Annotated in this window: 23 protein-coding genes; 8 read left to right on the forward strand and 15 right to left on the reverse strand. The window is 44.3% G+C overall.

Annotated features, from left to right (window positions below; translation table 11 throughout):
- Positions 1-287 precede the first annotated feature (287 nt).
- The 3 genes from CDG60_RS05065 to CDG60_RS05075 form a co-directional block, all read right to left on the reverse strand.
- The gene (locus tag CDG60_RS05065) at positions 288-1,571 is read right to left on the reverse strand and encodes a ribonucleotide-diphosphate reductase subunit beta (protein ID WP_087514270.1); all 1,284 of its coding nucleotides are present in this window, start codon (positions 1,569-1,571) and stop codon (positions 288-290) included.
- 140 nt (positions 1,572-1,711) lie between these two features.
- Entirely contained in the window at positions 1,712-1,843 is a 132-nt protein-coding gene (locus CDG60_RS05070) for a preprotein translocase subunit YajC (RefSeq protein ID WP_087514269.1), read from the reverse strand.
- Between the two features lie 122 nt (positions 1,844-1,965).
- Entirely contained in the window at positions 1,966-4,794 is a 2,829-nt protein-coding gene (locus CDG60_RS05075) for a ribonucleoside-diphosphate reductase subunit alpha (RefSeq protein ID WP_087514268.1), read from the reverse strand.
- Positions 4,795-5,385: 591 nt separating this feature from the next.
- Between CDG60_RS05075 and bfmR the strand changes: the two genes are divergently transcribed.
- Together bfmR and bfmS are read left to right on the forward strand one after the other, a co-directional pair.
- Positions 5,386-6,102: a response regulator transcription factor BfmR gene (bfmR, locus tag CDG60_RS05080; RefSeq protein ID WP_087514267.1), complete on the forward strand. Its 717-nt coding sequence runs from the start codon at positions 5,386-5,388 to the stop codon at positions 6,100-6,102.
- 28 nt (positions 6,103-6,130) lie between these two features.
- Positions 6,131-7,759, forward strand: a complete 1,629-nt coding sequence (gene bfmS, locus CDG60_RS05085; protein ID WP_087514266.1) for a sensor histidine kinase BfmS — start codon at positions 6,131-6,133, stop codon at positions 7,757-7,759.
- Positions 7,760-7,879: 120 nt separating this feature from the next.
- Here bfmS and putP read toward each other — a convergent pair whose 3' ends face one another.
- From putP to CDG60_RS05110, 5 genes are all read right to left on the reverse strand, one after another.
- Positions 7,880-9,367 (reverse strand): sodium/proline symporter PutP, encoded by a 1,488-nt coding sequence (gene putP, locus CDG60_RS05090; RefSeq protein WP_087514265.1) that lies wholly within the window; start codon positions 9,365-9,367, stop codon positions 7,880-7,882.
- Between the two features lie 181 nt (positions 9,368-9,548).
- Positions 9,549-10,403 (reverse strand): SPFH domain-containing protein, encoded by an 855-nt coding sequence (locus tag CDG60_RS05095; RefSeq protein WP_087514264.1) that lies wholly within the window; start codon positions 10,401-10,403, stop codon positions 9,549-9,551.
- Positions 10,404-10,429: 26 nt separating this feature from the next.
- Positions 10,430-10,903, reverse strand: coding sequence for an NfeD family protein (locus CDG60_RS05100; RefSeq protein WP_087514263.1), 474 nt, complete (start codon positions 10,901-10,903; stop codon positions 10,430-10,432).
- A 96-nt stretch (positions 10,904-10,999) separates the two neighbouring features.
- Positions 11,000-11,917 carry a patatin-like phospholipase family protein gene (locus CDG60_RS05105; protein ID WP_087514276.1) on the reverse strand — a complete coding sequence of 306 codons (918 nt, stop codon included), beginning with the start codon at positions 11,915-11,917 and terminating at the stop codon, positions 11,000-11,002.
- Between the two features lie 68 nt (positions 11,918-11,985).
- Positions 11,986-12,612, reverse strand: coding sequence for a 1-acyl-sn-glycerol-3-phosphate acyltransferase (locus CDG60_RS05110; RefSeq protein ID WP_087514262.1), 627 nt, complete (start codon positions 12,610-12,612; stop codon positions 11,986-11,988).
- Positions 12,613-12,773: 161 nt separating this feature from the next.
- Here CDG60_RS05110 and CDG60_RS05115 point away from each other — a divergent pair, with 161 nt between their 5' ends.
- From CDG60_RS05115 to CDG60_RS05135, 5 genes are all read left to right on the forward strand, one after another.
- On the forward strand, positions 12,774-14,024 hold the full coding sequence (locus CDG60_RS05115) for an MFS transporter (protein ID WP_087514261.1): 1,251 nt from the start codon (positions 12,774-12,776) through the stop codon (positions 14,022-14,024).
- Positions 14,025-14,145: 121 nt separating this feature from the next.
- The gene (locus CDG60_RS05120; protein WP_087514260.1) at positions 14,146-15,261 is read left to right on the forward strand and encodes a porin; all 1,116 of its coding nucleotides are present in this window, start codon (positions 14,146-14,148) and stop codon (positions 15,259-15,261) included.
- Between the two features lie 124 nt (positions 15,262-15,385).
- On the forward strand, positions 15,386-17,050 hold the full coding sequence (locus CDG60_RS05125; RefSeq protein ID WP_087514275.1) for a phosphoethanolamine transferase: 1,665 nt from the start codon (positions 15,386-15,388) through the stop codon (positions 17,048-17,050).
- A gap of 10 nt (positions 17,051-17,060) precedes the next feature.
- Positions 17,061-17,735 (forward strand): response regulator transcription factor, encoded by a 675-nt coding sequence (locus CDG60_RS05130; protein WP_087514259.1) that lies wholly within the window; start codon positions 17,061-17,063, stop codon positions 17,733-17,735.
- A gap of 1 nt (position 17,736) precedes the next feature.
- Positions 17,737-19,083, forward strand: coding sequence for a sensor histidine kinase (locus CDG60_RS05135; protein WP_227542932.1), 1,347 nt, complete (start codon positions 17,737-17,739; stop codon positions 19,081-19,083).
- Between the two features lie 27 nt (positions 19,084-19,110).
- On the opposite strand, the gene CDG60_RS05140 is transcribed toward CDG60_RS05135, so the two are convergent.
- On the reverse strand, positions 19,111-19,914 hold the full coding sequence (locus CDG60_RS05140; protein ID WP_087514258.1) for a protein kinase family protein: 804 nt from the start codon (positions 19,912-19,914) through the stop codon (positions 19,111-19,113).
- Positions 19,915-20,022: 108 nt separating this feature from the next.
- Positions 20,023-20,727 (reverse strand): phosphatase PAP2 family protein, encoded by a 705-nt coding sequence (locus tag CDG60_RS05145; protein ID WP_087514257.1) that lies wholly within the window; start codon positions 20,725-20,727, stop codon positions 20,023-20,025.
- Between the two features lie 23 nt (positions 20,728-20,750).
- Here CDG60_RS05145 and CDG60_RS18125 point away from each other — a divergent pair, with 23 nt between their 5' ends.
- Positions 20,751-20,894, forward strand: coding sequence for a hypothetical protein (locus tag CDG60_RS18125; protein WP_160116977.1), 144 nt, complete (start codon positions 20,751-20,753; stop codon positions 20,892-20,894).
- Positions 20,895-20,900: 6 nt separating this feature from the next.
- On the opposite strand, the gene CDG60_RS05150 is transcribed toward CDG60_RS18125, so the two are convergent.
- The 5 genes from CDG60_RS05150 to CDG60_RS05175 all read right to left on the reverse strand — a co-directional run bounded on the left by CDG60_RS05150 (position 20,901) and on the right by CDG60_RS05175 (position 25,771).
- A complete protein-coding gene (locus CDG60_RS05150; protein WP_087514256.1) occupies positions 20,901-22,088 on the reverse strand; it encodes an ammonium transporter in 1,188 nt (395 codons plus the stop codon).
- A 492-nt stretch (positions 22,089-22,580) separates the two neighbouring features.
- Positions 22,581-23,306, reverse strand: a complete 726-nt coding sequence (locus tag CDG60_RS05160) for an amino acid ABC transporter ATP-binding protein (protein ID WP_171405485.1) — start codon at positions 23,304-23,306, stop codon at positions 22,581-22,583.
- A gap of 14 nt (positions 23,307-23,320) precedes the next feature.
- Positions 23,321-24,004, reverse strand: a complete 684-nt coding sequence (locus CDG60_RS05165; RefSeq protein ID WP_087514252.1) for an ABC transporter permease subunit — start codon at positions 24,002-24,004, stop codon at positions 23,321-23,323.
- A 1-nt stretch (position 24,005) separates the two neighbouring features.
- Positions 24,006-24,749, reverse strand: a complete 744-nt coding sequence (locus CDG60_RS05170) for an amino acid ABC transporter permease (protein WP_087514251.1) — start codon at positions 24,747-24,749, stop codon at positions 24,006-24,008.
- Positions 24,750-24,829: 80 nt separating this feature from the next.
- Positions 24,830-25,771, reverse strand: coding sequence for a transporter substrate-binding domain-containing protein (locus CDG60_RS05175; protein WP_087514250.1), 942 nt, complete (start codon positions 25,769-25,771; stop codon positions 24,830-24,832).
- Positions 25,772-26,041: the final 270 nt, after the last annotated feature.

The raw sequence follows: 26,041 nt of genomic DNA on the forward strand, positions 1-26,041 counted from the left end.
AATATAGTTAGTACTTTTGCGGTACATATACAGAGTTGCTATTAATGCTTATCAATCAATAAATTTGAATGCTACTTTGGAGCTAGTGAGTATTTTTTGTAATAATATAGATAATGATATTCTACTCTTTATTATTATGATTTTAGATTAGCTATATTGTCTTATATATTTTATCTTGTTAGACACTTAAATTAATCTATACAGCACATTATCTGAGCATTTAATGAGAAAATAGAGCTGGATAGCTCTATTTTCTCAATGATAACTTATGTGTTACGCGGGGTAACTTACCAGCTGAGCGCACCACCGGTCTGATAGTCTGTAACACGCGTTTCAAAGAAATTCTTCTCTTTACGCAAGTCCATCATTTCAGACATCCACTGGAATGGGTTGTTTACACCGGCAAACTGCTCTGGTAAACCAAGTTGCGCCAGGCGGCGGTTGGCAATAAATTTCAGATATTCTTCCATCATTGCTGCATTCATACCCAATACACCACGTGGCATGGTGTCACGTGCATATTCGATTTCAAGCATTGTACCTTCCAGGATCATCTGAACGATTTCTTCCTGGAATTCAGCTGTCCATAAACCTGGGTTTTCAATCTTGATCTGGTTGATCATATCGATACCGAAGTTCAGGTGCATGGATTCATCACGTAAAATGTACTGGAACTGCTCAGCAACACCGTTCATTTTGTTACGGCGACCCATAGACAGGATCTGGCTGAAACCACAGTAGAAGAAGATCCCTTCAAGTACGCAATAGAAAGCAATCAGGTTACGAAGTAATATCTGATCGTTTTCAGGTGTTCCAGTTTTGAAAGTAGGATCACTTAAAGACTGTGTATATTTCAGACCCCATGCAGCTTTACGTGCTACTGATGGAACTTCACGGTACATATTGAAGACTTCGCCTTCATCCATACCCAGGGATTCAATACAGTACTGGTACGCATGTGTATGAATCGCTTCTTCAAATGCCTGACGTAATATGTACTGACGGCATTCTGGGTTAGTAATGTGACGGTAAATCGCCAGTACCAGGTTGTTTGCAACCAGTGAATCTGCTGTAGAGAAGAAGCCCAGTGAACGCATCACAATGGTACGTTCATCATCAGTCAAGCCATTTTCAGATTTCCACAACGCGATGTCGTGGTTCATGTTGACTTCCTGAGGCATCCAGTGGTTTGCACATCCGTCCAGGTATTTCTGCCATGCCCATTCGTATTTGAACGGTACCAGCTGATTTAAGTCAGCACGGCAGTTAATCATGGCTTTATCATCCACCTGAACACGTTGTGCGCCCATTTCAAGCTCTTCTAAGCCTGGTGCAACATCCAGAGTTTCTAAGGCTGCAGATGCTCTTGCCATCGAATCGGTTGAATGTTTTGTGGCTCTTTGACCGGTTCCAGCGGGTTGTGCAGTTGCCAGATTCTGCGATGATTGCTGTGCATCAGATACCACTTGCGAATCAGTCGCTTTCTTCTGTTCGACGGGCGCAGACTGGTCAGGCTGTGCAGCCGGTTTCTGTTCATCATCTTCGAAATCGTCCCAACTTAGGATAGACATGTTTATTCTCTCTTCGTTGCTTTATATCTGTTATTGACATCTCACAATCGAAGATGTCACTACTATACGCTCATTATGTGTAAGCAAAATTAAGTTTTGCCGATAAAAGCTTTAACTTTGTTCAAAAGCTTGAAGCCACACTACTTATTTTGATTACGCTTGTGTTGCTTACGGATTGCAAAGAATGCATAGACCGCAGGTACGTAAAAAATTAAAAAGGCTAAGATCAGTGCGATTACGCCTAACTCATAGTTATGACTTAAATGGAACATTTCTTAGCCTCTTTGAAGACCCCTCCCTAACCCTCTCCTTGGAGGAGAGGGGACTTATCACCTTAATAGATCTTTCGGTAAATCCCCCTCCTTTCAGGAGGGGCTAGGGGAGGTAAATTAAATTACTGACAAGCTTCGCAATCAGGATTGTCGATTGAACATGCCTGTGGCACTGGAGCCGCCTGACCAAAACCATCTTCTTCAGCAGGAACTTCAGGTTTTACTTCCTGAGCCACAGCTGCAACTGGAGCCGCAACGGTAGCTGGTTTAACTGCGTTCAATGCACCGGTGTTGATGGTGGATTTTTCAGCAGAAGTAGCACCTAAAGCTCGGAGGTAATAAGTCGTTTTCAGACCACGTAACCATGCCATTTTGTAGGTCATGTCAAGTTTCTTACCGTTTGCACCAGAGATATAAAGGTTAAGAGACTGAGCCTGATCAATCCATTTCTGACGACGTGATGCAGCATCCACAATCCAGCGTGGTTCAACTTCGAACGCAGTCGCAAAGATGGCTTTAAGCTCTTCAGGAATACGTGCAATTTTCTGTACAGAACCTTCAAAGTGTTTCAGGTCATTGACCATTACAGAGTCCCAGAGACCACGGTCTTTCAACGCACGAACCAGGTAAGGGTTGATGACTGTAAATTCACCAGACAGGTTGGATTTTACGTACAGGTTCTGGAATGTCGGCTCAATTGACTGAGACACACCACAGATGTTTGAAATGGTTGCTGTCGGAGCAATTGCCATCACGTTTGAGTTACGCATACCGTCTTTTTGAACTTTGGCACGTAAAGTGTCCCAGTCTAAACGTTGAGTGCGGTCTACTTCAAACATGCGGTCTGGGCGTGATTTAGCCACGATGTCTAAAGAGTCGATTGGCAGAATGCCCTGATCCCACAATGAACCTTTAAATGTTTCGTAAGCACCACGTTCAACAGCAAGGTCACTTGATGTTGAAATTGCGTAGTAGCTGATCACTTCCATAGATTCATCAGCAAACTCTACAGCTGCATCTGAACCATAGGCAAGATTCATTTCATATAAAGCATCCTGGAAGCCCATGATACCCATACCAACAGGACGGTGCTTCAGGTTAGATGTACGAGCCTGAGGAACAGCGTAGTAGTTGATGTCGATCACGTTGTCGAGCATACGAACTGCTGTTTTAACAGTACGAGCCAGTTTTTCACGGTCTAAAACACCACCCTGAACGTGTTGTACAAGGTTGATCGAACCTAAGTTACAGACTGCAATTTCATCTTTATTGGTATTTAAAGTGATTTCTGTACATAAGTTGGATGAGTGAACTACGCCAACGTGTTGCTGTGGTGAACGTAAGTTACATACATCTTTGAATGTGATCCATGGGTGACCTGTTTCGAACAGCATGGAAAGCATTTTGCGCCATAAGTCTTTCGCACGGATTTTCTTATGAAGCATGTTGGTTTCTTTCGCAATGCCTTCGTAGTAAGCATAGCGTTCAGCAAATTCTGTACCTGTAAGATCATGCAGATCAGGTGTTTCAGAAGGTGTGAACAGTGTCCATTCACCATCTTCAAATACACGCTGCATAAACAGATCAGGAACCCAGTTGGCTGTGTTCATGTCATGCGTACGACGACGGTCATCACCTGTGTTTTTACGCAGTTCCAGGAATTCTTCAATATCCAGATGCCAGGTTTCAAGGTATGCACAAACTGCACCTTTACGTTTACCACCCTGGTTAACTGCAACAGCAGTATCGTTGGCAACTTTAAGGAAAGGCACAACACCCTGAGATTTACCGTTTGTACCTTTGATATAAGAGTTCAGTGCACGAACAGGTGTCCAGTCATTCCCTAAACCGCCTGCCCATTTAGACAGCATCGCGTTATCACGCATTGCGCCATAAATATCGAACAGGTCATCATCAATGGTCGTCAGATAACAGCTTGATAACTGAGGACGAAGCGTACCTGAGTTAAACAGGGTAGGCGTAGATGCCATGTAGTCGAAGCTGGACAGCAGGTCATAAAACTCGATTGCACTTGCTTCTTTGTCTTTTTCATTGAGTGAAAGACCCATTGAAACACGCATGAAGAACAATTGAGGTAATTCGAAGCGTACGCCATCAGAGTGGATGAAGTAACGGTCAAATAATGTCTGTAGACCTAAATAGGTAAACTGGTTAGAGCGTTCCGGTTTGATCGCAGCAGCCAGTTTTGCAAGGTCAAAGTTAAGCAGGTCTGGTGAAATCAGATCAAGCTCGATCCCTTTCTGCAGGAAAGTTTCAAGTGCATCACCTTCATTGGTGTCTGCAGCTAAACCTAAAAATTCTAAACCGGTCGCAACAAGGTCATTACGCAGTAAACGCGCAGTTACATACGTATAGTTCGGTTCCTGCTCGATACGGGTACGGGTCGCCATCATCATCGTTGTAGAGATGTCTGACTCTTTTACACCGTTATATAAATTTTTAACTGTTTCATCAATGATCGCCTGAACGTCAATACCTTCAAGACCTTCAGCTGCTTTTACAATACTTGCTTCTAAAGCACCCAGATCAAGTGGCTTAAGCTGACCGTCTGTAGCTGTGATCTGCAATGTAGGGTGATGGTTTGCACCTGTCTGCTGACGGGCAGTTGCACGCTGTTCACGGTAAATCACATAAGCACGGGCAACTTTCTGTTCGCCGGTACGCATCAGGGCAAGCTCAACCTGATCCTGAACTTCTTCAATATGAATGGTTCCGCCAGATGGCAGGCGACGGTTAAAGGTATTCAGAACCATTTCAGTAAGTTGTGAAATGCGGTCATGAATACGGCTGGAATCAGCACTTTGCTGACCTTCCACCGCCAGAAAAGCTTTACCAATTGCAACAGCAATTTTTTCTGCATCAAAAGCGGCAACATCACCGGTGCGTTTGATCACCTGAAGTTGTCCTGGGGTTGATGTGATTACGCTCATGTCAGCATAGCTCCATTGTCATCTATTGTTATGTTTATGGACCGTTTGAACTGGGCGGAAACCGGCCACAGTGTTTGAGGAATAAACACAAGACTTAGTGGTTTAAAATTGAATTGAACACAAGATACGGGAAAATTCAGGGTAGATCAATATTGACATTCTGCTAAAAATTTTTCTGATGTCAGGTGCTGTTCCCTTGCAAAAAGATCCCTGTTTTTATCTTTCTTGTATAAGCCTTATCAGGCAAGGGCATAGCATAGCAAAGCCAGCTTTAAGTGCTTATAGATAACTTTGTGGATAAGTTTAAAAGTAATGAATTAATCAGTCATAATTTCGCCAAAGGGTTGTATTGGTTTATTTTTATCCATTTTGTAACAAATGGTGTTGTTTACTGGGTGGCTTTTTTGAATTATGGATAAAATATGAACAGGTTCAAAAGTTCATAAAAAAAGATAACAAAATGCTACTTTGATGTATCAGTTTGGTGAACAGCATCTTGTTTACAATGTAAACGTGTGTATATTGCTGATTATATTTAGACGTATCTTGTGGATTTTAAAAGGATACGTTCAATCAAATAAGGGGCAGTCTATGAGCCAGGAAGAAAAATTACCTAAAATTTTAATTGTTGAAGATGATGAGCGTCTTGCCCGTCTGACTCAGGAATATCTGATCCGCAACGGACTTGAAGTTGGGGTTGAACCGGATGGTAACCGTGCGATCCGCCGTATCATTGCAGAACAGCCGGATATGGTTGTACTGGATGTGATGTTACCTGGTGCTGATGGTCTGACCATCTGCCGCGAAGTACGTCCACATTATCATCAGCCGATTCTGATGCTGACTGCACGTACTGAAGATATGGATCAGGTGCTGGGACTGGAAATGGGAGCGGATGACTATGTCGCTAAACCGGTTCAGCCTCGTGTACTGCTTGCCCGTATCCGCGCACTGTTACGCCGTACAGATAAAGCACCTGAAGATGAAGTGGCGCAGCGTATCGAGTTTGATGACCTGGTGATTGATAATGGTGGTCGTTCGGTAACACTGAATGGAGAACTGGTGGATTTCACCAGCGCAGAATATGACCTGTTGTGGTTACTGGCTTCAAATGCCGGACGTATTTTATCCCGTGAAGATATCTTTGAGCGTCTGCGTGGTATTGAATACGATGGTCAGGACCGTTCAATTGATGTACGTATTTCCCGTATCCGTCCAAAAATCGGTGATGATCCGGAAAATCCTAAACGTATTAAAACTGTACGCAGTAAAGGTTATCTGTTTGTAAAAGAAACAAACGGAATGTAATACGGGTTAAATTACAGGGAACACATCCGTGTTTAAACACAGTATATTTCTGCGCATCTATGCAGGGTTGGTGGTTCTGGTTGTACTTGTTGCAGCCTTTGGATATTTACTTGTCCAGATCATCAACTATCAGCGTGCGCAGGAATATCGTGAATCACTGACTGATGGAATTGCGTTCATTATCAGTGAAGGCATTGCCAGACAGCCAAATCAGCAGCAGAAGATGGACTGGATTTCGGATGCTGCAGATTTACTTGAGCTGCCTATATATTATGTCACAGCGGATAAGGTTGATTTGTCGCGGACTGAGCTGAAAAGGATCAGTGAGCGAAAGGCAGCAGTCCGTTATGATGCGCAGAACAGCAATGCTTATATCATTGTCGGGCTGAAAAATGATCCGACGCATTATCTGTATGTCAAAGCAGATAAAATGACTGAACGTCAGATGAAGGCATTGCCTATTTTTATTCTGGATTATCTTGCTTATTACCCTGGGCAGGAAAAAGAATATCTCGAAAAAATCAGCACTCACTTTTCCTATCCTGTTGAAATTCAGAAAGTTCAGGATCTGCCACTGGATTCTGAACAGATTGGTCGTCTAAGACTCGATCACAGCATTATTCTGTACAGAGACAGCGCGACCGTCCGCGGTACAACCATTTCCATTGTTTCACCGATTCCGGGTGCAGCTTCAGATGTCCTGGTGATGGGACCTGTTCCATTATTTAACTGGATGCCTTTTCAGCTGGCAGCGGGTATTACACTGCTGAGTATGTTTGTTCTGAGCTTAGGGGTCTATGGTCTGATTTTACCGATGCAGCGTAAGATCAGAGAGGTGAATTTTGCCTTGAACCGTATGAAATCAGGTGATCTTGGTTTGCGCTTACCTGTCGATGGGACTGATGAAATGGGCAGTCTGGCATCCAGCTATAACAGCATGTCCGACCATATTCAGCGGCTTATTGAAGCACAGCGTGAGCTGATGCGTGCGGTTTCGCATGAACTGCGGACACCCGTTGCACGTATCCGTTTTGGTATGGAAATGCTGGCTGAAGAAGATGATTATGACTATCGGATTCAGCAGGTCGAGATGATTGATAAAGATATTGAAGCGCTGAACAATCTGATTGATGAGATTATGACCTATGCCAAGCTGGAGCAGGGTACACCATCACTGGATTTTGAAAAAATCGTACTGGTGGATCTGCTTGAACAGGTGGCGACTGAAACCGAAGCACTGAAAACACAGAAAAAGATCGAGCTGAAACCTTTGTCTGGCAGTGTTGAAGTCGATGCTGAATACCGTTATCTGCACCGTGTGGTTCAGAACCTGGTGGGAAATGCAGTCCGCTACTGTGACGAAAAAATTCGGATCAGTGGGGGTATCAATGCAGAAGGCATGGCTTTTGTCTGCGTGGAAGATGATGGTGCGGGTATTGCTGAAGAAGACAGACAGAAGGTTTTTGAAGCATTTGCCCGACTGGATGACAGCCGGACTCGTGCTTCAGGTGGTTATGGACTGGGACTTTCCATTGTCAGTCGAATTGCTTACTGGTTTGGTGGAACGATTGAAGTTGACCGCAGTGAAGAACTGGGGGGCGCACGTTTTATTATGAGCTGGCCTGCAAAAAGATTTGTAAAAAAGAAGAAAGTTTAAAACAGATGGCTGAAATGAATCATCCACAAAAAAAGCACCTCAAGGTGCTTTTTTTGTGTCAGTCAGATGAACTTTTTTTTACTCAATTGAGCATCCAGTACACCACTGTACGGATAGACTTTATTTTGCTTTATATAAGCGGTCTGCTTCTTCAAAACGTTCAGTCACATCTTTGCCTGGTGCTTTGCCTGAAAGGCTGACCACAATAATTGCAATTAAAGAACCAATGAATCCTGGAATAATTTCATAAATACCAGTGTATCCAAACAGATTCTTCCATGCAATCACAATCACAGCACCCGTGATCATACCTGCCAGCGCACCATTTAAAGTCATACGTTTCCAGAACAGAGACAGAATGATGAGTGGACCAAATGCTGCACCGAAACCTGCCCATGCATAAGCCACCAGTCCGAGGACTTTCGACTCTGGGTTGCCAGCCATCCAGATGGCAAGTAATGCAATCAGCAGAACCATTAGACGTCCAATCCACACCAGTTCTTTCTGTGAGGCATTTTTCCGTAAAAATGATTTATAGAAATCTTCAGTCAAGGTACTGGAGCAGACCAGTAACTGACAGCTCAACGTACTCATTACGGCTGCCAGGATCGCTGCCAGCACAATACCTGCAATCCATGGATTGAACAGAACTTTGGTCAGTTCCATAAAGACGGTTTCAGGGTTTGCAGTGACCGCTCCTGCAAGCTCAGGATGCTGCTGAAAATAGGCGATACCAAAGAAACCTGCGGCAACAGCACCACCCAGACAGAAGGTCATCCATGCCATGCCGATACGGCGTGCATTGGGAATGGATTTGACAGAATCTGCTGCCATAAAACGGACAAGAATATGAGGCTGACCGAAGTACCCCAGTCCCCAGGCAAGCAGGGAAATAATGGCAATAAAACTGAGATTGCCAAAAATATCCATGGCTTCAGGCCGTGCTGCTTCCAGGGCAAGATTCAGCTGCTGCAGGTCAGAAAAACTCAGGACAGTCACCACAGGAGTCAGAATCAGGGCAAAAATCATCAGACTGGCCTGAATGGTATCAGTCCAGCTGACTGCCAGGAACCCACCAATAAAGACATAGCTGATGGTTGCTATAGCACTGATCCATAAAGCGGTACTGTATGAATAACCAAACATGCTTTCAAACAGACGTGCTCCGGCAACCATGCCAGAGGCACAGTAAATTGCAAAGAAAATCAGAATAATAAAAGCCGAAACAATACGTAAAATTTTCTTCTGATCATTGAAACGGTTAGAGAAATAATCGGGCAGGGTCAAGGCATTGTGCTGTACTTCGGTATGCACACGCAGACGACCGGCAACCAGCAGCCAGTTCAGCCATGCACCAATGATCAGACCAATGGCAATCCACATTTCAGAAAGACCTGATAGATAAATTGCACCAGGCAATCCCATCAACAACCATCCACTCATATCAGAAGCACCTGCTGATAACGCAGTCACAAAGCTTCCGAGGCGTCGTCCACCCAGAATATAGTCAGAAAAGTTGCTGGTTGCGCGATAGGCAATCAGCCCTATGACAATCATGGCGACAATATAAAACAGAAAAGTAATTAATGTGGGATTGAGGGAGCTCATACGGTATCCATTTATGCGTTGGACAAGCGGATCTGAATGCCTGTGCTGAATTCAGCAGGACATATTTTAAAAATAACGTGAAATTTAATCATAATTTAATAATTATTGCTGACTTTTATTGAGACAGCAAAAAACAGGCAGCCTGTTGGCTGCCTGTTTCTGTTCAGTTTTAAAGCGTATTTTAGCCGTTGCGACCCATGATGCCACGGATGGTGCTTAATACATCGGCAGGAAGTACCACAGTTTTAGCATTGCTGGATTTAGCCATATCCTGCATGGCTTTTACATACTGTTCACCCAGCAGATAAGCCACGGGAATTTCTTTGTCGCCCACAGCTGAAGTCACCATGGAAATGGCTTTCTGAGAAGATTCTGCCAGTACCACCTGAGCTTCTGCGTCACGGCGTGAGGCTTCCAGACGACCATCAGCTTCCAGGATCGCTGCCTGTTTTTCACCGTCAGCTTTGGTAACCGTTGCACGACGCTGACGTTCAGCTGCAGCCTGAGCTTCCATGGCTGCCTGCATGGTATGCGATGGCTGAATATCCTGAATTTCAACAGTTTTCAGGGTAATTCCCCAGTCTGCAATATCATCAGAAATTGCGGCTTTGAGTTTAGCTTTGATATGATCACGTGAAGACAGTGCATCATCCAGATCCATTTCACCGACAATAGACCGTAGTGAAGTCTGAACCAGGTTCTGAATCGCCCAGGTATAATTTTCAATACCATAGACGGCTTTTTCAGGCGTGGTCAGGTTAATGTAGGCAACTGCATTCATTACCATGACCGCATTATCCCTGGAAATCACTTCCTGAGATGGAATATCCAGAACGATATCTTTGGTTGTGACTTTATAAGCAACTTCGTCCACATAAGGAATGACAAAGTTTAATCCTGGATTCAGTGTGGTGTGATATTTACCCAGACGCTGAACAATCCATTTATAACCCTGAGGTACAATCCGCACCCCTTTAAAAATGGTTACACCTGCAAACAGCAGGATTGCTAAAACAATAATTGAAGCACCAGACATAATTTTTTCTCACTTTTCATTTTTCGTTAAAGGGCTGATGTACTGGACTGATGGGGTAATACAACGAGGTCATTACCCAGAATATCGACCACACGGACACGGTCACCGACCTGCACTGTTGCCTGAGTACGGCAGTTCCACTCATCTGAACCCAGAACAGGTACAGGAAAGCGAACCTTGATCAGGTCATGCTCAAGACTGGTCTGAATGACCATACCGACCTGACCGATTGTGGCTTCACGGGACAGCCCAGCTTTTGTTTTATCAATCGAAAGTGGTTTAATAAATTTAAACCATAAAAAAGTACACAGTACAGAAAGGATAATCCAGATCACGAGTTGAGCAGTCAGCCCAATAAATGGAAATATCCATGAAATAATGCCGACACAGATTGCGGCAATACCAAACCACAGGGCTGCAAAAGCGGGCAGCGCCAGTTCTGAAAGAATCAGAAGGACACCTAATACAAACCAGTGCCAGGGTTCTAAAACTAATTCCATACATCTACCCGGTTTTATTGAATTGATATGAATAACGATGCATCCATATCAATGTAGCAGATGATTTGTGCTGTGGATATCAAAAAATTCTATCAATCAGAATTTCGGTTTCGGTGCTGGTTTAAAGGCAGCAGGAGATTTTTTGAAGTCACTGATGACCTTTTCAATTGAACGGATTTTCAGCTGAGCCGCTTTTTCTCCTTCAAGGATGGATTCATTACTGGCTTTGAGATCCAGTGTGCCCAGGTGACCTACTTTAGGCTGAATCACCACGGTTGCCTGACGCAGTTCTTCATTGATGCTCTGCTGTCCCATAATGTTAATGGTCTGATCGAGCAGACCCCACATATTCACTGCTTTGCTGCCTTCTGGACGTGCGGAGATATCCACTGCAATCACAATATCAGCACCCATATCTCTGGCTGTTTTCACAGGAATCGGGCTGACCAGACCGCCATCTACATATTTGACACCGCCAATCACAGCCGGAACAAACACATTTGGAATACTGCATGATGCACGGACAGCCTGTCCTGCATTGCCTTTAATGAATTCGGCTTTTGAGCCATTGTCCAGTCGTGTCGCAACCGCGGCAAAGCGGATAGGGAACTGCTGAATCGGTTTATTGCCGATCTGTCTGTTGACGTAATTCTGCAGTTTCTGTCCCTGAACAATACCCTGACTGTTCAAGGTCAGGTCACGTAAATCGGACTCTTTCAGCTGTTGAGCAATCTGCTGCATCTGAAAAGGTGTTTTGCCGCTGGCATAAATGCTGCCGACAAAACTGCCTGCACTGGTTCCAGTGACGATACGTGGTTTGATGCCGTGAGATTCTAAAACTTTCAGAACGCCAATATGGGCAAAACCTTTTGCGCCACCGCCACCCAGGGCGATTGCAATGACAGGTTCACGAGCCTGTAAAGGAGTGGTGTTGACGGGTGTTTTTGTTGTTTTGTCGCAGCTGGCAAGGCTGAAAGCCATTAAGGCAATGATGGAACAGTGAGCAACTTTCATAATTAAAGATGAATGATATTTAAACAGAATAAAAGTGCCCACATCTCAACAGATAATGACCGCTTTGCCTAGTCTTTTTTCCACAGCTTTTGTAAGGGTTTTGCTAACCAGCCTGGGTTTTTAGGGGAAAATTTTCCAATGTAGTTGCTGTAAATACTTTCCAGATCCTGTTCATAATTGCCAGTGGTTTGAAACACGCCCAGACAGCGGATCAGTTTATGTTCATAGTCAAAGCAGAACATCACAATGGGAATCTGGGCGCCGTGAGCGATATGGTAAAAACCACTTTTGATGGTTTCAGCCTGCTTACGTGTACCTTCTGGTGCCATACCAATCCAGATTTTATCCTGACTGTGGATGAACTCAATAATCTGCTGTGTCAGCCCCTGCGGTGCATCACGGTTGACAGGAATCACACCGACCCATTCAAGAACAGACTTCAGGGGCGTTTCAAAAAGCGTATGTTTTCCAAAAATGGTGATTTTCAGCCCCAGTCCCAGCAGTGCTGTGAATCCGAACCATCCATCAATATTGGAGGTATGAGGGGAAATAATGGCGACGGCTTTCGGAAGATTGGGAAATTCACCATCAAATTTCCATCCCTGAACGAGAAAAATATTTTTAAAAAGTTCGTGACTGAACGCTGTGCCACGGGAGGGTACCTGATCGGGCAATACTGGAAAATTTTCAGACATTGTTTTAATTCGTCTTCCTGACATTTAATGTTATGACTATGATTGAGGGAATTTTATGACTTTGTCAAACCACATTCATTGGCAGAATTTCTGATAACGCGTATAAAAATGTCTGTAAAGATACTTCTCAAGCCACCCGCTGTAACTCAAAAGGATGCCCAATGCGGAATATTTATGTGATTTTATTTTCGCTGTACTGGGCACAGGGTTTACCCGTTGGATTCATGATGCATGCTTTACCGGTGATTTTGAGGTCGCAGGGGGTGTCGCTTGCTCATATTGGTGGTTTTGGTCTGCTTATGCTGCCCTGGTCACTGAAAGTGTTCTGGGCACCGTGGGTGGATCGGCTGGGTTCAGTGACGCGGGGACATTATCGGAGCTGGATTATTCCGACACAGTTATTGAGCGTTGCAGTACTGGTTTTTCTGTCGTTTCTACCTATCGCTTCGCTGGATCAGCCTGTATTTCTGTTGGCGTTTTTTATTGCATTACTGTTGATGAATACCACTGGAGCGACACAGGATGTGGCAACCGATGGGCTGGCAGTCAGTATTTTGAAAGCTGATCAGCAGCACTGGGGAAATACTTTTCAGGTGATTGGGTCACGGCTGGGTTTTATTGTGGGTGGTGGAGCAGTGTTGTGGGCACTGGACTGGCTGCAGTGGCAGAACACATTTCTGCTGCTGGCAGCACTGGTTTTGCTCAATACCTTGCCGGTACTGCTGTTTCGCGAACCTGTCCGCGCTGTGAAACAACATGTTCAAAAACCTGTTTTCAGTATTGCTGCCATCCGTAAGTATCTGGATTATTTTGGGCAGACTCAGACGCTGAAAAAATGGCTGGTGGTTCTGCTGACATTTAAAATTGCCGATGGACTGGCAGGTCCATTACTGAAACCTTTAATGGTTGATCTGGGCTTGTCATTTTCAGATATCGGGCTGTACGTCACCATGATGGGAGCACTGGCAGCACTGCTTGGGGCAGGGCTTGCAGGCGCTGTATTCAGGTTCTGGTCCAGAGCGAAGTGTCTGATTCTGTTTTCCATACTGAAAATATTCAGCCTGCTGGCGTTTGCCTGGCTGGCATATCAGTACGAAACAGGACAGCATCCTGTACATCTCATGATTTATCTGATCAATGCTTTTGAAGATTTGACTTCATCCATGCTGCTGGTGGTGATGCTGACCCTGATTATGCAGTACAGTCGCAAGCAAATGGCAGGCACAGATTTCACCTTTCAGGTTGCCCTGATGGCTACGGTCAGTGGGGGGCTGTACATGCTTGGCGGCATACTGGGCGACCTGCTGGGGTATACCGTTTTCCTGGGGCTGATCTGCCTCATTGGCTGTCTGTGTCTGATTCCTGTACTGAGATGGTCTCAGCATCAGACGAGGGCTGGGAACTGTGAATAAATGCATGAAAGTTCAATTATCCTATGAAGCAAAAGTGATAAGTTAATAATAATTAAATTATTTTTTTAAATATTACGAAACCGTAACATCCATTACAAAATGGTTTATGGAATATTTAAAGATGAAAACACAAATCGCAACTGCTATTGCAATCAGCCTGCTTGCAGGTTCAGCTGTCGCTGCTCCTGCTTTTTATGGTGAGTTTGATGTCAGCCTGGATTATCTGCCTGAAAATAATGCATCCAGAGCAGACCGTGACGTGGTGGAGCTGAACTCAAACAACTCGTTTATTGGGCTGAAAGGTGATGAGAAAATTTCTGATCGTCTGACTGCTGTGTATCAGGCTGAATTTACTGTTTATGTGGATGATGGTGAAAACGGCACAGATACTTTTGTACCCCGTAACCTTTCACTGGGTTTAAAGGATACTCAGTTCGGTACATTGAAAGTCGGTAAAATAGATACCCCGGTCAAACAGCTGTCATCTGTGGTGGACACATTCAATAACTACATTGATAACAAAGCAGATATCACAGGTATTTTCAGTGGTGAAAACCGTATTGATAACTCACTTGTTTATGAAAGCCCAGGCATTACACTCGGTGCAGGTCAGTTGAAAGCTTCGGCATTACTGGCAACCGGTGAAGCTGAAGGGATCAAAAAAAGTAAAGGCGGTGCCAAAGTGGCTGGACGAGGGCTGGGCGATGCATGGTCTGCATCACTGCTGTATGACGCAAAGAATGTGATTGTGGGACTGGGCTATGACAAAGCCATTCCAGGAAATTTCCTGGGACGTGGTTTCAACAATGCTGCTGAACCTGAAATTCCAGGTGGTTCTATCTTTGCTGCAAGCAATACAATCCGTGCCATTGGACGGATTAATCTGGACAATGGACTGGCACTGAAAGCACTGTATCAGAACTCAGAAGTGGAAAGAGCGGAAGGAAATCCAGGTCGTGCCGCAGACATAGATGATGCAAATGGCTGGTTGGTGGGAGCGGAATATAACCTGCCAGCTGCAAAAGCCTGGACACTCAAAGCACAGTACAGTAACAACAGTACCGCTTTTAAAACAGGTGAAGCTGATTTTGATGCCCAGCAGATTCTGCTCGGGGTGGACTATGCTTTAAGCAAGCAGGTGAAAGCATATGGGCACGCAGGTTATCTGACCCTGGAGCAGGGTAATAAAGAAGATAAACAGCCTGTACTTGGAACAGGGCTTGAATTTAAATTCTAAATTAAGCAACTGATTTATCATGATAAAAAGACGATGTAAGTGCATCGTCTTTTTTATTTAAGTGATTTTTAAGAATAACTTTCCAGACTAAGCACATGTCCCGCTAACTGTAGTGATGAATAACATGCTGTATCTGATTAGGAAAGTGCAGGATAAAATCAGTCCAATCCCGCTGAGTATCTTTAATTTACTGCTTGCTGTGTGGTGTGGTCTGGTGCTGAATATTGCATTTTATGAGCAGATTCAGCAGCTGACACCTTATCAGGGGTTCAAAGCCCTGTTGTTTCTCACTGCCAGTGTTTTTGTGGTGGTTGCAGCTTATAACCTGATTTTTCAGCTGTTTCAGTGGAAATGGAATGTAAAATTGTTTGCCGGTGTTTTTATCATTGTTGGTGGTTTCAGCGCATATTTTGTTAACAGTCTGGGAGTGATCATTTCTCCAGATCAGATACAGAACATGGTACAGACTGATGTCAAAGAGATGAATGATCTGCTGTCTTTCAGACTGCTCGTTTGGACCCTGTTTTTTGTACTGATACCTTTGCTGGTTCTGTTTAGCATACGGATCAAATCTGAAAAGCTGACAGTATCACTGATGAAAAAACTGCTGAACAGTCTGGCATCTCTGTTTGTCGTAGCGGGTTTACTGTTTGTGTTTTATGTGGATTTTGCAGCAATTTTCAGAGAACACCGTGACTTAAAAGGGATGATTTCACCGCAGAATGTTTTTTCATCGGCTGCTTCTTATTATCATAAAACAGCACCTAAGAAAAACCTGCCTTTAGTGACTTATGGTGAAGATGCGCATCAGATTCAGCTGGTCAGTCATACTCCACCTAAGCTGATGGTTCTTGTGGTCGGTGAAACTGCGCGTGCCGAAAGTTTTTCACTGAATGGCTATGCTAAAAACACTAATCCAGAACTTCAGAAACAGGACATCATCAATTTCAGTCAGGTCAGTTCCTGTGGAACTGCAACAGCGGTTTCGGTTCCCTGTATGTTTTCGGGTATGCCACGGAAACAATATGATGAACAGCTTGCCTCGCATCGTGAAGGGCTGCTCGATATTGCTCAGCGTGCAGGTTATAAAGTCACCTGGATTGATAACAACTCAGGATGTAAAGGAACCTGTGACCGTGTAGAGCAGTATCAGATTCCGGAAGAAATCCGTCAGAAATGGTGTGATGCAGATGGTGAATGTCATGATGAAATACTGGTGGACAGCCTGAAACAGTATCTGGCTGCTGTGCCGAAAGATGACCGGACACCCCGACTGATTGTTCTGCATCAGATGGGCAGTCATGGACCTGCTTATTTTAAACGCTCCATTGCACCATATCAGCCATTTCAGCCGACCTGTAACACCAATGCCATTCAGGGCTGTCAGCCTGATGAACTGATCAACAGTTACGACAACTCCATTGTCTACACAGATCATGTGCTCAGCAGCGTGATTGATGTTCTGAAAAATGTACAGAATTATCAGACCGGTTTCTGGTATCTGTCCGATCACGGTGAATCCACTGGTGAGCACGGACTGTATCTGCATGGTTCACCTTATGCGATTGCACCGAGTCAGCAGACTCATGTGCCGATGCTGATGTGGTTTTCACCTGTATGGAAACAGCATGCTGCAAATCAGATCACTTGCTTAAACAGTCAAAAAAGCAAACAATTGAGTCAGGACAATCTGTTCCCCAGTCTGTTAACTTTACTGGGGGGGGATACCCAGGTGATTGATCCTGACAATAATCTGTTGGCTCAATGTTCAACATTAGAAGGTACCTGAGCATTTAAACATGAATAAACTACTGATCATTGAAGATGATTTCATGATTGCTGAATCCACCATGACGCTGTTGAAACAGCATCAGTATGATGTGGAATGGGTCAATAACGGACTGGATGGTCTTAAAAAGCTGAATCAGCAAAAATTTGATCTGGTTCTGCTGGATCTGGGACTGCCACAGATGGACGGCATGCAGGTGTTAAAGCTGATCCGTCAGCAGATGGCTGCTTTGCCTGTTCTGATTATTTCTGCCCGTGACCAGCTTCAGAACAGAGTGGACGGGCTGAATCAGGGAGCAGATGACTATCTGATCAAACCTTATGAGTTTGATGAGCTGATTGCCCGTATTCAGGCATTACTGCGCAGAAGTGGTGCTGCACAGTTCAGTCAGAGCACTCAGCTGCTTAAATACGGTGAACTGGTGCTAGATGTAGAGCAGCATATTGCCCGCTTTAAAGGTGAACCGCTGGATCTGTCCAACCGCGAGTGGGCGATTCTGATTCCTTTGGTCAGTCATCCGAACAAAATTTTTTCCAAAGCCAATCTTGAAGACAAGCTGTACGATTTCGACAGTGAAATCAACAGCAACACCATTGAAGTGTATGTGCATCATCTGCGCAATAAACTGGGTAAGGACTTTATCCGCACCATACGTGGTTTAGGTTACCGACTTGGGCAGAACTGAGATGAAAGCGAATATGCCGCAGGGGCAATATTCGCTGAAAAAACGTCTGATTTATTATGTATCGGCATTCAGTGTGGTACTTGGCTGTCTGCTGATATTTTCTGCATACCGTATTTCACTCGAAGAAATTGATGAAATCCTGGATGCACAGATGCGGAATCTGGCAGAGCGTGTTGCTGAACATGATCCTAAACCGGTACAGAGTACTTTTGATAATCATCGGCGTTATCATGAAGAGGATCTGTTCGTGGATGTATGGTCTTATGCATCGCAGGATCACAAAAACCATAAACAGAACATGCTCGTTCATCCGGTCACGAAAGCAGGCTTCTACACTCATAAAACAGCGACAGATGTCTGGCATACCTATGTTTTGCCACTGGAAGATTATCAGATTCAGATCAGTCAGCAGAATTCAGTGCGTCAGAGTCTGGCACTGGAACTTGCTGCCAACATGTTTATTCCCTATCTGCTGTTTATGCCTTTTGCGCTGTGGGGACTTGGCTGGGTCATCAGCAGGAATCTTCAGCCTCTTGAAGATTTCAGGGAGGAACTGGCAAACCGGGGTGCAAATGAGCTTCGGGCGATAGAGTCCAGAGATTATCCCGAAGAAATTGTGCCGACCATTCAGGAAATGAATCATTTATTTGAGCGTATTTCCCATGCCCAGCAGGAACAGCGGCAGTTTGTCGCTGATGCAGCTCACGAGCTGAGAACACCGATCACCGCACTGAATTTACAGACCCGTATTTTATTACAGAATTTTCCGCAGGATGATTCCTTACAGAATCTGAGTAAAGGTCTGATCAGGATTCAGCATCTGGTCAGTCAGTTACTGAGTATGGCAAAACAGGATGCCTCCATTCTGGAAACTGAAACTTCAAAAAGTATAGATATCCGGCAGATTGCAGTGAACTGTGTTGAACAGCTGATTCATCTTGCCATGCAGAAAAATATAGACCTGGGCATGGTACGTGCCGAAGAGGTGCAGATGATGGGACAGGAGTCTGCTGTGCAGTCCATTATCTCCAATCTGATAGACAATGCCATTAAGTACACGCCTGAAAATGGGGTGATCAATGTGTCCGTATTTCAGGAAAACAGTCGGATCATCATCCAGGTGGAAGACAGTGGTCCTGGCATAGATGAGTCCCAGTATGGACAGATCAAAAAACGTTTTTACCGTATTTTAAATCATGCTGAGATTGGCAGCGGACTGGGATTGTCCATTGTGGATAAAGCTACTGAACGGCTAGGGGGAACACTTGACTTTCAGCGCAGTGAAACGCTGGGGGGATTACAGGTGAATGTCAGTCTGCCACAGGACAGCAGCAGAACAGACGGTTAAATCAGCAGTATTTAAATCAACAGCAGATTAAATCATTGGAAGCGGTTGATGTAATGCCAGTTTCTGAAGAAACAGCATGCATTTTTTGACACGCTGACCATCATTGCCAAGTTTTTCGACTTTAAAGAACATCGACCAGTGAAGTTTATGTCCGACACGGCAAATTTCATGATAAATTTTTGGTTTATCGCTGAGCTGTTCATAAAGAAACTGACTGGCTTCCTGCAGTTCATTTTCTTCAAGGCGATAGGCTGTTGAAAAGATAAAACATAACCAGTCACGGATCTGACAGTTGCGTAAAGACAGCACTTCGCCTGGGTCTGTTTCAAAGTCAATAAAACTGAACTGGAGCTTCTGATCGACCAGAATGTTTCTGGAAAAAGCTTCACTTAAGTAAGCATTTTTACTGTGTACATCCTGTATTGCTGCTACGGCCTGATTGAATATTTCAAGGCGGCATTCTTTATCTTTTGCAGTCATCAGAGCCTGATCCAGCTGTCTGGACTGACCATTATTGGCGGCATCTTCCAGTAATATGGCAGACTTACTCTCTGCCAGGATTTGTGGAACCCGTATGCCAAGTTTCTGCAGTTCTTTGATTCGGCTGATTTCACATAAAATAGCTTCCATACCTCCTCTGTTCGGTACAGGAGCAAGCATGTGCAGACGAAACAAAGCAGCGACCCATCTTAGAGGGATATAAATCCAGCCTGAATGGCGTTCGGATGCTTTTTTCAACCAGACTTTCTGGTTTTTGATGATGTAGGACTGAACTGTCCGGTTTTGACTGGAGGAGAACTGATTCAGCAGATCAGTGAAATTACTGTGCATAGTTTCACCGTTAAAAGATACAATAAACGTGAATTGTATACTATTTGTACCTCTTTGTCAGATGCAGCAAGCCATAGTGATCCTGATGATTGTTACAGTGTTTGATTCCTATAGGATTTTTTTCATAAACGTGGCAGGTGCTGCACCTGTATATCCCATTTTAAGCATAACGGCATAAACCACACAGTTAATCAGCCAGGTGACCCAGCCTGTCCATAAGTTATGACTCAGGAAGTGAGCTCCACGCATCATCTGTGCCCATCCCATCAAAAAACCAAGTATCAGACCTGAGATCAGAAAAAAGACGGCACGTGCAGGCTGTTTCTGCCTGTAGACAAAATATCCTGTCATTAATGCAAAACCGGCAGAAGCATGTCCTCCAGGAAAACAGTGTCCCTGTGTGGAATGAAAGTCCCAGTAAAATCCTTCAGCTGAGGGGAGTATCATGCTCCACGGGCAGGCATGTGCAGAATGCGATTTGAGTACACCAATACTGATGGTACACAGCATGGAAACCCAGAAAAAATATCCGAACTCTGTACGCCGTGGCTTTAACTGCTCCATTTTGAAAGACGCCAGCCAGCAAAGAAAAAACAGGCTGTAAACTCCAATAATCATGGTTTTGACATAGCTGTGATTCAGTTTTGCAAGAAACCAGTCATTTTTAAGAGGAAACAGACCTGTTTCATTAATCCACGGATGAATCAGAGCAAGGTCAATACTGCCACCCACTGGAAAAAATACCCAAAGTACACAAAAGCTGATCAGTAATAAGCAGACCTGAATCAGAAAAAAACGCTGTTGTTCATACATGGTGTTATTCGAAATGAAAATTCATGTTATTTGAGCAATATCAGCTTAAAAAAGACTTAAACATCGATGCTGAACGTCAGTTTACTGAGTACAGAATGGATGAAATTTACAACGGACATAAAAAAGCGGCTCAGTTTGAGCCGCCTATGTTGAAATTTCCTGCTTGAGGGCTGTTAAAACATATTTTCTTCAGAGTTGGCAGAAATTTTATGAATGGAAAGGTCAGCACCACGAAACTCATCTTCCTGAGAAAGTCGGATTCCCAGGGTACATTTCAACAGACCATAGACAATGAAACCACCTGAAACCGCAATCAGAATGGCAAGCAATGTCCCGACTAACTGTGAAATCATGGAAATACCGCCTAAACCACCCAGCCAGGACTGCCCAAAAATACCGACAGCAATGCCTCCAAAAGCACCACAGACACCATGTAATGGCCACACACCCAGTACATCATCAATTTTCAGTTTATTCTGGGTATAAGTGAACAGCCTGACAAAGATCATACCGGCGGTTGCACCGATCACCAATGCCCCCACAGGATGAACAACATCAGAGCCAGCGCAGATTGCCACCAGTCCTGCCAGCGGACCATTGTGCAGGAAGCCAGGGTCATCTTTACCGACAAAGTTGGCTGCCAGTGTTCCACCCACCAGTGCCATCAGTGAGTTGATTGCAACCAGACCCGATATGGCATCCAGCCGCTGCGCACTCATGACATTAAAACCGAACCAACCCACAATCAGCACCCATGAGCCTAAAGCCAGAAATGGAATGGAAGAGGGCGGGTGTGCGCTGACACGACCATCTTTTTTATAGCGACCATTACGCGCACCCAGCAGTAATACAGCAGCAAGGGCAATCCATCCGCCCATAGCATGGACAACGACAGAACCTGCAAAATCATGGAATGGTGCACCAAAAGTACTTTCCAGCCATTTCTGTAAACCGAGGTTGCCGTTCCAGACGATGCCCTCAAAGAAAGGATAGATCAGTGCGACCAGTAATAACGTTGCGATGGCTTGCGAACGCATTTTTGCCCGTTCAGCAATTCCCCCTGAAATAATGGCAGGAATAGCTGCTGCAAAAGTCAGCAGGAAAAAACAGCGCATCAGATTGTAGCCATGATCCTGTGCAAGCTCTGCACCTGTCTGGAAGAAATGATGACCATAGGAAATATAATAACCCACAAAAAAGTAGGCAATCGCAGACAGCGAGAAGTCGGTCAGAATTTTACTTAAGGCATTGACCTGGTTTTTATGTCGGACTGTTCCCAGTTCAAGAAATGCAAAACCTGCATGCATGGAAAGCACCAGGACTGCACCAATAAGAAGAAATAACAAATCAATATTCTGCATGTGTTGGCTCCATTTAGGTGCACTGTGTCACAAAATGAAATTCAGTATAGCGATGTCACTGATTTCTAAAAGAGGGTGCAAAGAGGGAAATATTGATCAACTCAGGACAAAATATAACAAGACCCGATATAAAGCACAGCACTGCACCATTATGGAATTTATGCACAGGAGTAGCGCACATAAAGAATGCTTTAAATAATGTAAATATATGAAAAATAATAATTATAATTTATTTAAAATACGTTTGTATTTTAATTTTAAATGAATATACATTTTATCAGTTCATCGAAAATATTCAGATACTGATGATTTTTCAGTGCATACAGTCCTTTGACTGAAAATGGAAATGATCTGAGGTCTGAAAGACTTCTTCTATTTCTGAATCTGCCTGAAGAACATGCACTTTTTTCAGTCTGCTGAAATGACCAAGGGGAAAAGAGAAAGGGCAGATACTGCGATCTGCCCTTTGCTGTATTTCTGTTTTGCACTGTCTCAATGCAGAATTTTATCCAGGAACTGCTGGGCACGTTCACCACGGGGTGTTCCAAAAAACTCATCTTTGGAGCAGTCTTCTACAATTTTGCCCTGATCCATAAAGATAATACGGTTGGCAACCTGGCGGGCAAAGCCCATTTCATGAGTCACACACATCATGGTCATCCCTTCTTTTGCCAGTCCGACCATCACATCCAGTACTTCATTGATCATTTCAGGGTCAAGTGCTGAAGTCGGTTCATCAAACAGCATGGCAATAGGGTCCATACTCAGCGCACGGGCAATCGCAACTCGCTGCTGCTGACCACCGGACAGCTGCGCTGGAAACTTGTCTGCATGTGCGCTCAGACCGACCCGATCCAGGTAAGCCAGTCCTTTTTTTCTGGCTTCTGCTTCAGAACGTCCCAGTACCTTGACCTGTGCAATGGTCAGATTTTCCGTAATGCTGAGATGCGGAAACAGCTCAAAGTGCTGAAACACCATCCCTACACGACTGCGCAGTTTGGTCATGTCCGTTTTAGGGTCATGGATTGCAATGCCATCCACAAAAATTTTGCCCTGCTGAAAAGGTTCCAGTCCATTGACCGTTTTAATCAGAGTCGATTTACCTGAACCGGACGGTCCACAGACCACCACGACTTCACCCTGGCAGATCTGAGTGGTGCAGTCGGTCAGAACCTGAAACTTTTCATACCACTTACTGACATTCTGGAGGTCTATCATTACTTTATTGTCGCTCATACACGAAACCTCCGTTGTAACCGTTTAACTGAAAATGTAGCGATGGCACTGATGGTGAAATAGACCAGTCCTGCAAAAAGAATATACTGAGTCAGTAAAGACATCAGGTCTCCACGGACGTAATTGGTTCGGAAGAAATCCAGCAGTCCAATGGCATAAACCATCGTGGAGTCCTGGAACAGAATAATGGTCTGTTGCAGTAACAGAGGTGTCATTTTCCTGAATGCCTGAGGCAGAATAATCAGTCGCATAGACTGGCTGTAACTCATACCCAGTGCGTAGGCAGCTGCACTCTGTCCTTTGGGAATGGACTGAATACCCGCACGGACAATTTCAGAGAAATAGGCAGCTTCAAACAGCATGAAAGCCACAATACTTGAAACGAGTGCAGTATCAATGGTCAGATATTTTCCAGTGATACCCGTATAAATAAACGGAACAGCAAAATAGAACCACATCAGCACCAGCAGCAGGGGAATGGAGCGGAACAGATTGACATAGGCCTGTGCCAGCGTATTTAAAATACGGCTTGAAGACAGACGCATCAGTGCAAGCAGTGTGCCGATAAAAATACCACCTACAGTCGCAATGACCACGACCTTCAAGGTAATGCTGAAACCATGCCACAGTGCAGGACCAGACTGTTGTAAGTCCTGAAGAAAAGAGGTAATCCATTCCATATTATTTACCTCCACTCATTAATCCAGGAACCCGCAGCCTTTTTTCCAGCAGATTCATGGCACTGATCAGACAGATATTGATCACAATAAAAATGACAGTGACATAGGTATAAATTTCGATGGTGTTCTGGGTATATTCACTGATGGTTTTCATCTGAGAAATAATTTCTGCAACACCCACCAGCGAGGCAATGGAAGTGTTTTTTACACAGTTGGTCAGCTCAGAACTCAATGGCGGTAAAATCGTGCGGAATGACTGCGGTAAAATAACATAGCGGTACAGCTGCGCAGTCGAAAAACCCATTGCATAGCCTGCATTGATCTGACCTTTAGGCAGAGCTTCAATACCGGTACGCACCTGTTCACAGACGCGGGCAGCGGTAAACAGCCCAAGACCGACACTTGCAGAAATCAGAGCAGTGGTGTTTGCACCCAGATCATTCATCCACCAGTTTTTGATGGGTCCAGGCAGAAAATTCGGGACAACATAAAACCAGATAAACAGCTGAACCAGCAGAGGAATATTCCTGAAAACGGTCACATAGGCTGTGCCGATGGCTCTGGCAGTCTGGTTGGGGAGTGTGCGCATAATACCGAGGATGCTGCCGAGAACCATGGCAATTGACCATGCCACAACAGCAATGACAACAAGCCATCCGATGCCTGTTAAAATCCAGTTCAGGTAAATGGTATCTCCAACACCTGTGGACTGCCACAAAACTCCCCAGTTCCAACTATATGTCATAGCAACTCCTGGGCAGAGTCAGGGAAACATCCATCGTTTCCCTTGTCTGCGGTTATATTATTGTTATTAAGACTAAAAAATTACTGATCCCGGTCATGTGGAGTACTGATCAGTGCTTTCAGCTGGTCAGACATGGCAAAATTCAGGTTAATGTTTTTAGGTGGAATTGGCTGCTGGAACCATTTTTCATACATTTTATTGATTTCACCAGAACCGTAAGTTGCTTTAATTGCATCATCCACAACCTGTTTAAAGCCAGTATCGCCTTTACGCATCATACAGCCATAAATTTCATGGATTGGAGCAGTACCTACAATCTCCCATTTGTTCGGATCTTTGGCTTTGGATTTTTCACCTGCAAGTAAAATATCATCCATCATAAATGCAGCAGCGCGTCCGTTTTGCAGCATCAGGAAAGACTCAGCATGGTCTTTGGCAGAAATGATTTCTCCAATCCCCAGTTCCTGCTGGTGCTGACGGATATAACGCTCAGATGTTGTACCTGCGGTCGTGACCAGTTTTTTGCCTTTTAAATCAGCAAAATCTTTCACACCAGAGTCTTTTGCCGTCAGCAGTCTTGAACCGACTTCAAAGAAACCTAAAGAGAAATCAACCTGTTGCTGACGCTCTTTGTTATTTGTGGTTGAACCACATTCTAAGTCTACCGTACCGTTTGAAACCAGAGGAATACGGTTCTGACTGGTTACAAGGTTATAGCGAACTTTCAGGTCTGGCAGTTCCAGTTTTTTCTTCACCGCTTCGACGACTTTTAACTGTAAGTCATGTGCATAGCCCACAGGCTGGTTTGGGTTGTCTGCAATATAGGAAAATGGAATGGAGGAGTCACGGTAGCCCAGTACAATCGTACCTGAGCTCTTGATCTTATCTAATGTACCCGAAGCCGCTGCGCCGCTTTGGGCTTTTTCGCCAGCAGCAGGTGCTTTGTTGTCACTACAGGCACTTAATCCTAACATCAGGGCACTTGCGCAAAGCAGGGAAGTCATGGTGCGTTTATGTGTCATGTACAAAACTCCTTTTGTATCGTTATGTCTGCAAATATTATTGCTTTTTGAACCGTCAGTTTTTATGAAAATAATGACATCTTTTATAGGTGTAAAAACACGTCATATTTCATCTTAATAGAGATTCACTCATTTCCTCAAGCAATATTTTTTAGGGTTTTGTTAATGCTAAATGGTTATGAATTAAACAGTTTTTATTTCAAAAAATACATGTTAATGCACATGAATAATTAAGCATAATGTATGCCATACAGCCGGAAAATGATGCAT

Origin of the sequence: Acinetobacter chinensis (genome assembly GCF_002165375.2) — a bacterium.
Classification (GTDB): domain Bacteria; phylum Pseudomonadota; class Gammaproteobacteria; order Pseudomonadales; family Moraxellaceae; genus Acinetobacter; species Acinetobacter chinensis.

What these genes read in the sequence shown, in the direction of transcription:
- CDG60_RS05125 (WP_087514275.1), top strand. Translation starts at nt 15,386, where the DNA reads ATGCTGTATCTGATTAGGAAAGTGCAGGATAAAATCAGTCCAATCCCG.
- CDG60_RS05110 (WP_087514262.1), bottom strand. Translation starts at nt 12,612, where the DNA reads ATGTCTGAAAATTTTCCAGTATTGCCCGATCAGGTACCCTCCCGTGGC.
- CDG60_RS05120 (WP_087514260.1), top strand. Translation starts at nt 14,146, where the DNA reads ATGAAAACACAAATCGCAACTGCTATTGCAATCAGCCTGCTTGCAGGT.
- CDG60_RS05095 (WP_087514264.1), bottom strand. Translation starts at nt 10,403, where the DNA reads ATGTCTGGTGCTTCAATTATTGTTTTAGCAATCCTGCTGTTTGCAGGT.
- CDG60_RS05150 (WP_087514256.1), bottom strand. Translation starts at nt 22,088, where the DNA reads ATGCAGAATATTGATTTGTTATTTCTTCTTATTGGTGCAGTCCTGGTG.
- CDG60_RS05145 (WP_087514257.1), bottom strand. Translation starts at nt 20,727, where the DNA reads ATGTATGAACAACAGCGTTTTTTTCTGATTCAGGTCTGCTTATTACTG.
- CDG60_RS05065 (WP_087514270.1), bottom strand. Translation starts at nt 1,571, where the DNA reads ATGTCTATCCTAAGTTGGGACGATTTCGAAGATGATGAACAGAAACCG.
- CDG60_RS05140 (WP_087514258.1), bottom strand. Translation starts at nt 19,914, where the DNA reads ATGCACAGTAATTTCACTGATCTGCTGAATCAGTTCTCCTCCAGTCAA.
- CDG60_RS05170 (WP_087514251.1), bottom strand. Translation starts at nt 24,749, where the DNA reads ATGACATATAGTTGGAACTGGGGAGTTTTGTGGCAGTCCACAGGTGTT.
- CDG60_RS05130 (WP_087514259.1), top strand. Translation starts at nt 17,061, where the DNA reads ATGAATAAACTACTGATCATTGAAGATGATTTCATGATTGCTGAATCC.
- CDG60_RS05165 (WP_087514252.1), bottom strand. Translation starts at nt 24,004, where the DNA reads ATGGAATGGATTACCTCTTTTCTTCAGGACTTACAACAGTCTGGTCCT.
- CDG60_RS05135 (WP_227542932.1), top strand. Translation starts at nt 17,737, where the DNA reads ATGAAAGCGAATATGCCGCAGGGGCAATATTCGCTGAAAAAACGTCTG.
- CDG60_RS05075 (WP_087514268.1), bottom strand. Translation starts at nt 4,794, where the DNA reads ATGAGCGTAATCACATCAACCCCAGGACAACTTCAGGTGATCAAACGC.
- CDG60_RS05175 (WP_087514250.1), bottom strand. Translation starts at nt 25,771, where the DNA reads ATGACACATAAACGCACCATGACTTCCCTGCTTTGCGCAAGTGCCCTG.
- CDG60_RS05100 (WP_087514263.1), bottom strand. Translation starts at nt 10,903, where the DNA reads ATGGAATTAGTTTTAGAACCCTGGCACTGGTTTGTATTAGGTGTCCTT.
- CDG60_RS05115 (WP_087514261.1), top strand. Translation starts at nt 12,774, where the DNA reads ATGCGGAATATTTATGTGATTTTATTTTCGCTGTACTGGGCACAGGGT.
- bfmR (WP_087514267.1), top strand. Translation starts at nt 5,386, where the DNA reads ATGAGCCAGGAAGAAAAATTACCTAAAATTTTAATTGTTGAAGATGAT.
- CDG60_RS05070 (WP_087514269.1), bottom strand. Translation starts at nt 1,843, where the DNA reads ATGTTCCATTTAAGTCATAACTATGAGTTAGGCGTAATCGCACTGATC.
- CDG60_RS05160 (WP_171405485.1), bottom strand. Translation starts at nt 23,306, where the DNA reads ATGATAGACCTCCAGAATGTCAGTAAGTGGTATGAAAAGTTTCAGGTT.
- CDG60_RS05105 (WP_087514276.1), bottom strand. Translation starts at nt 11,917, where the DNA reads ATGAAAGTTGCTCACTGTTCCATCATTGCCTTAATGGCTTTCAGCCTT.
- putP (WP_087514265.1), bottom strand. Translation starts at nt 9,367, where the DNA reads ATGAGCTCCCTCAATCCCACATTAATTACTTTTCTGTTTTATATTGTC.
- CDG60_RS18125 (WP_160116977.1), top strand. Translation starts at nt 20,751, where the DNA reads ATGTTATTTGAGCAATATCAGCTTAAAAAAGACTTAAACATCGATGCT.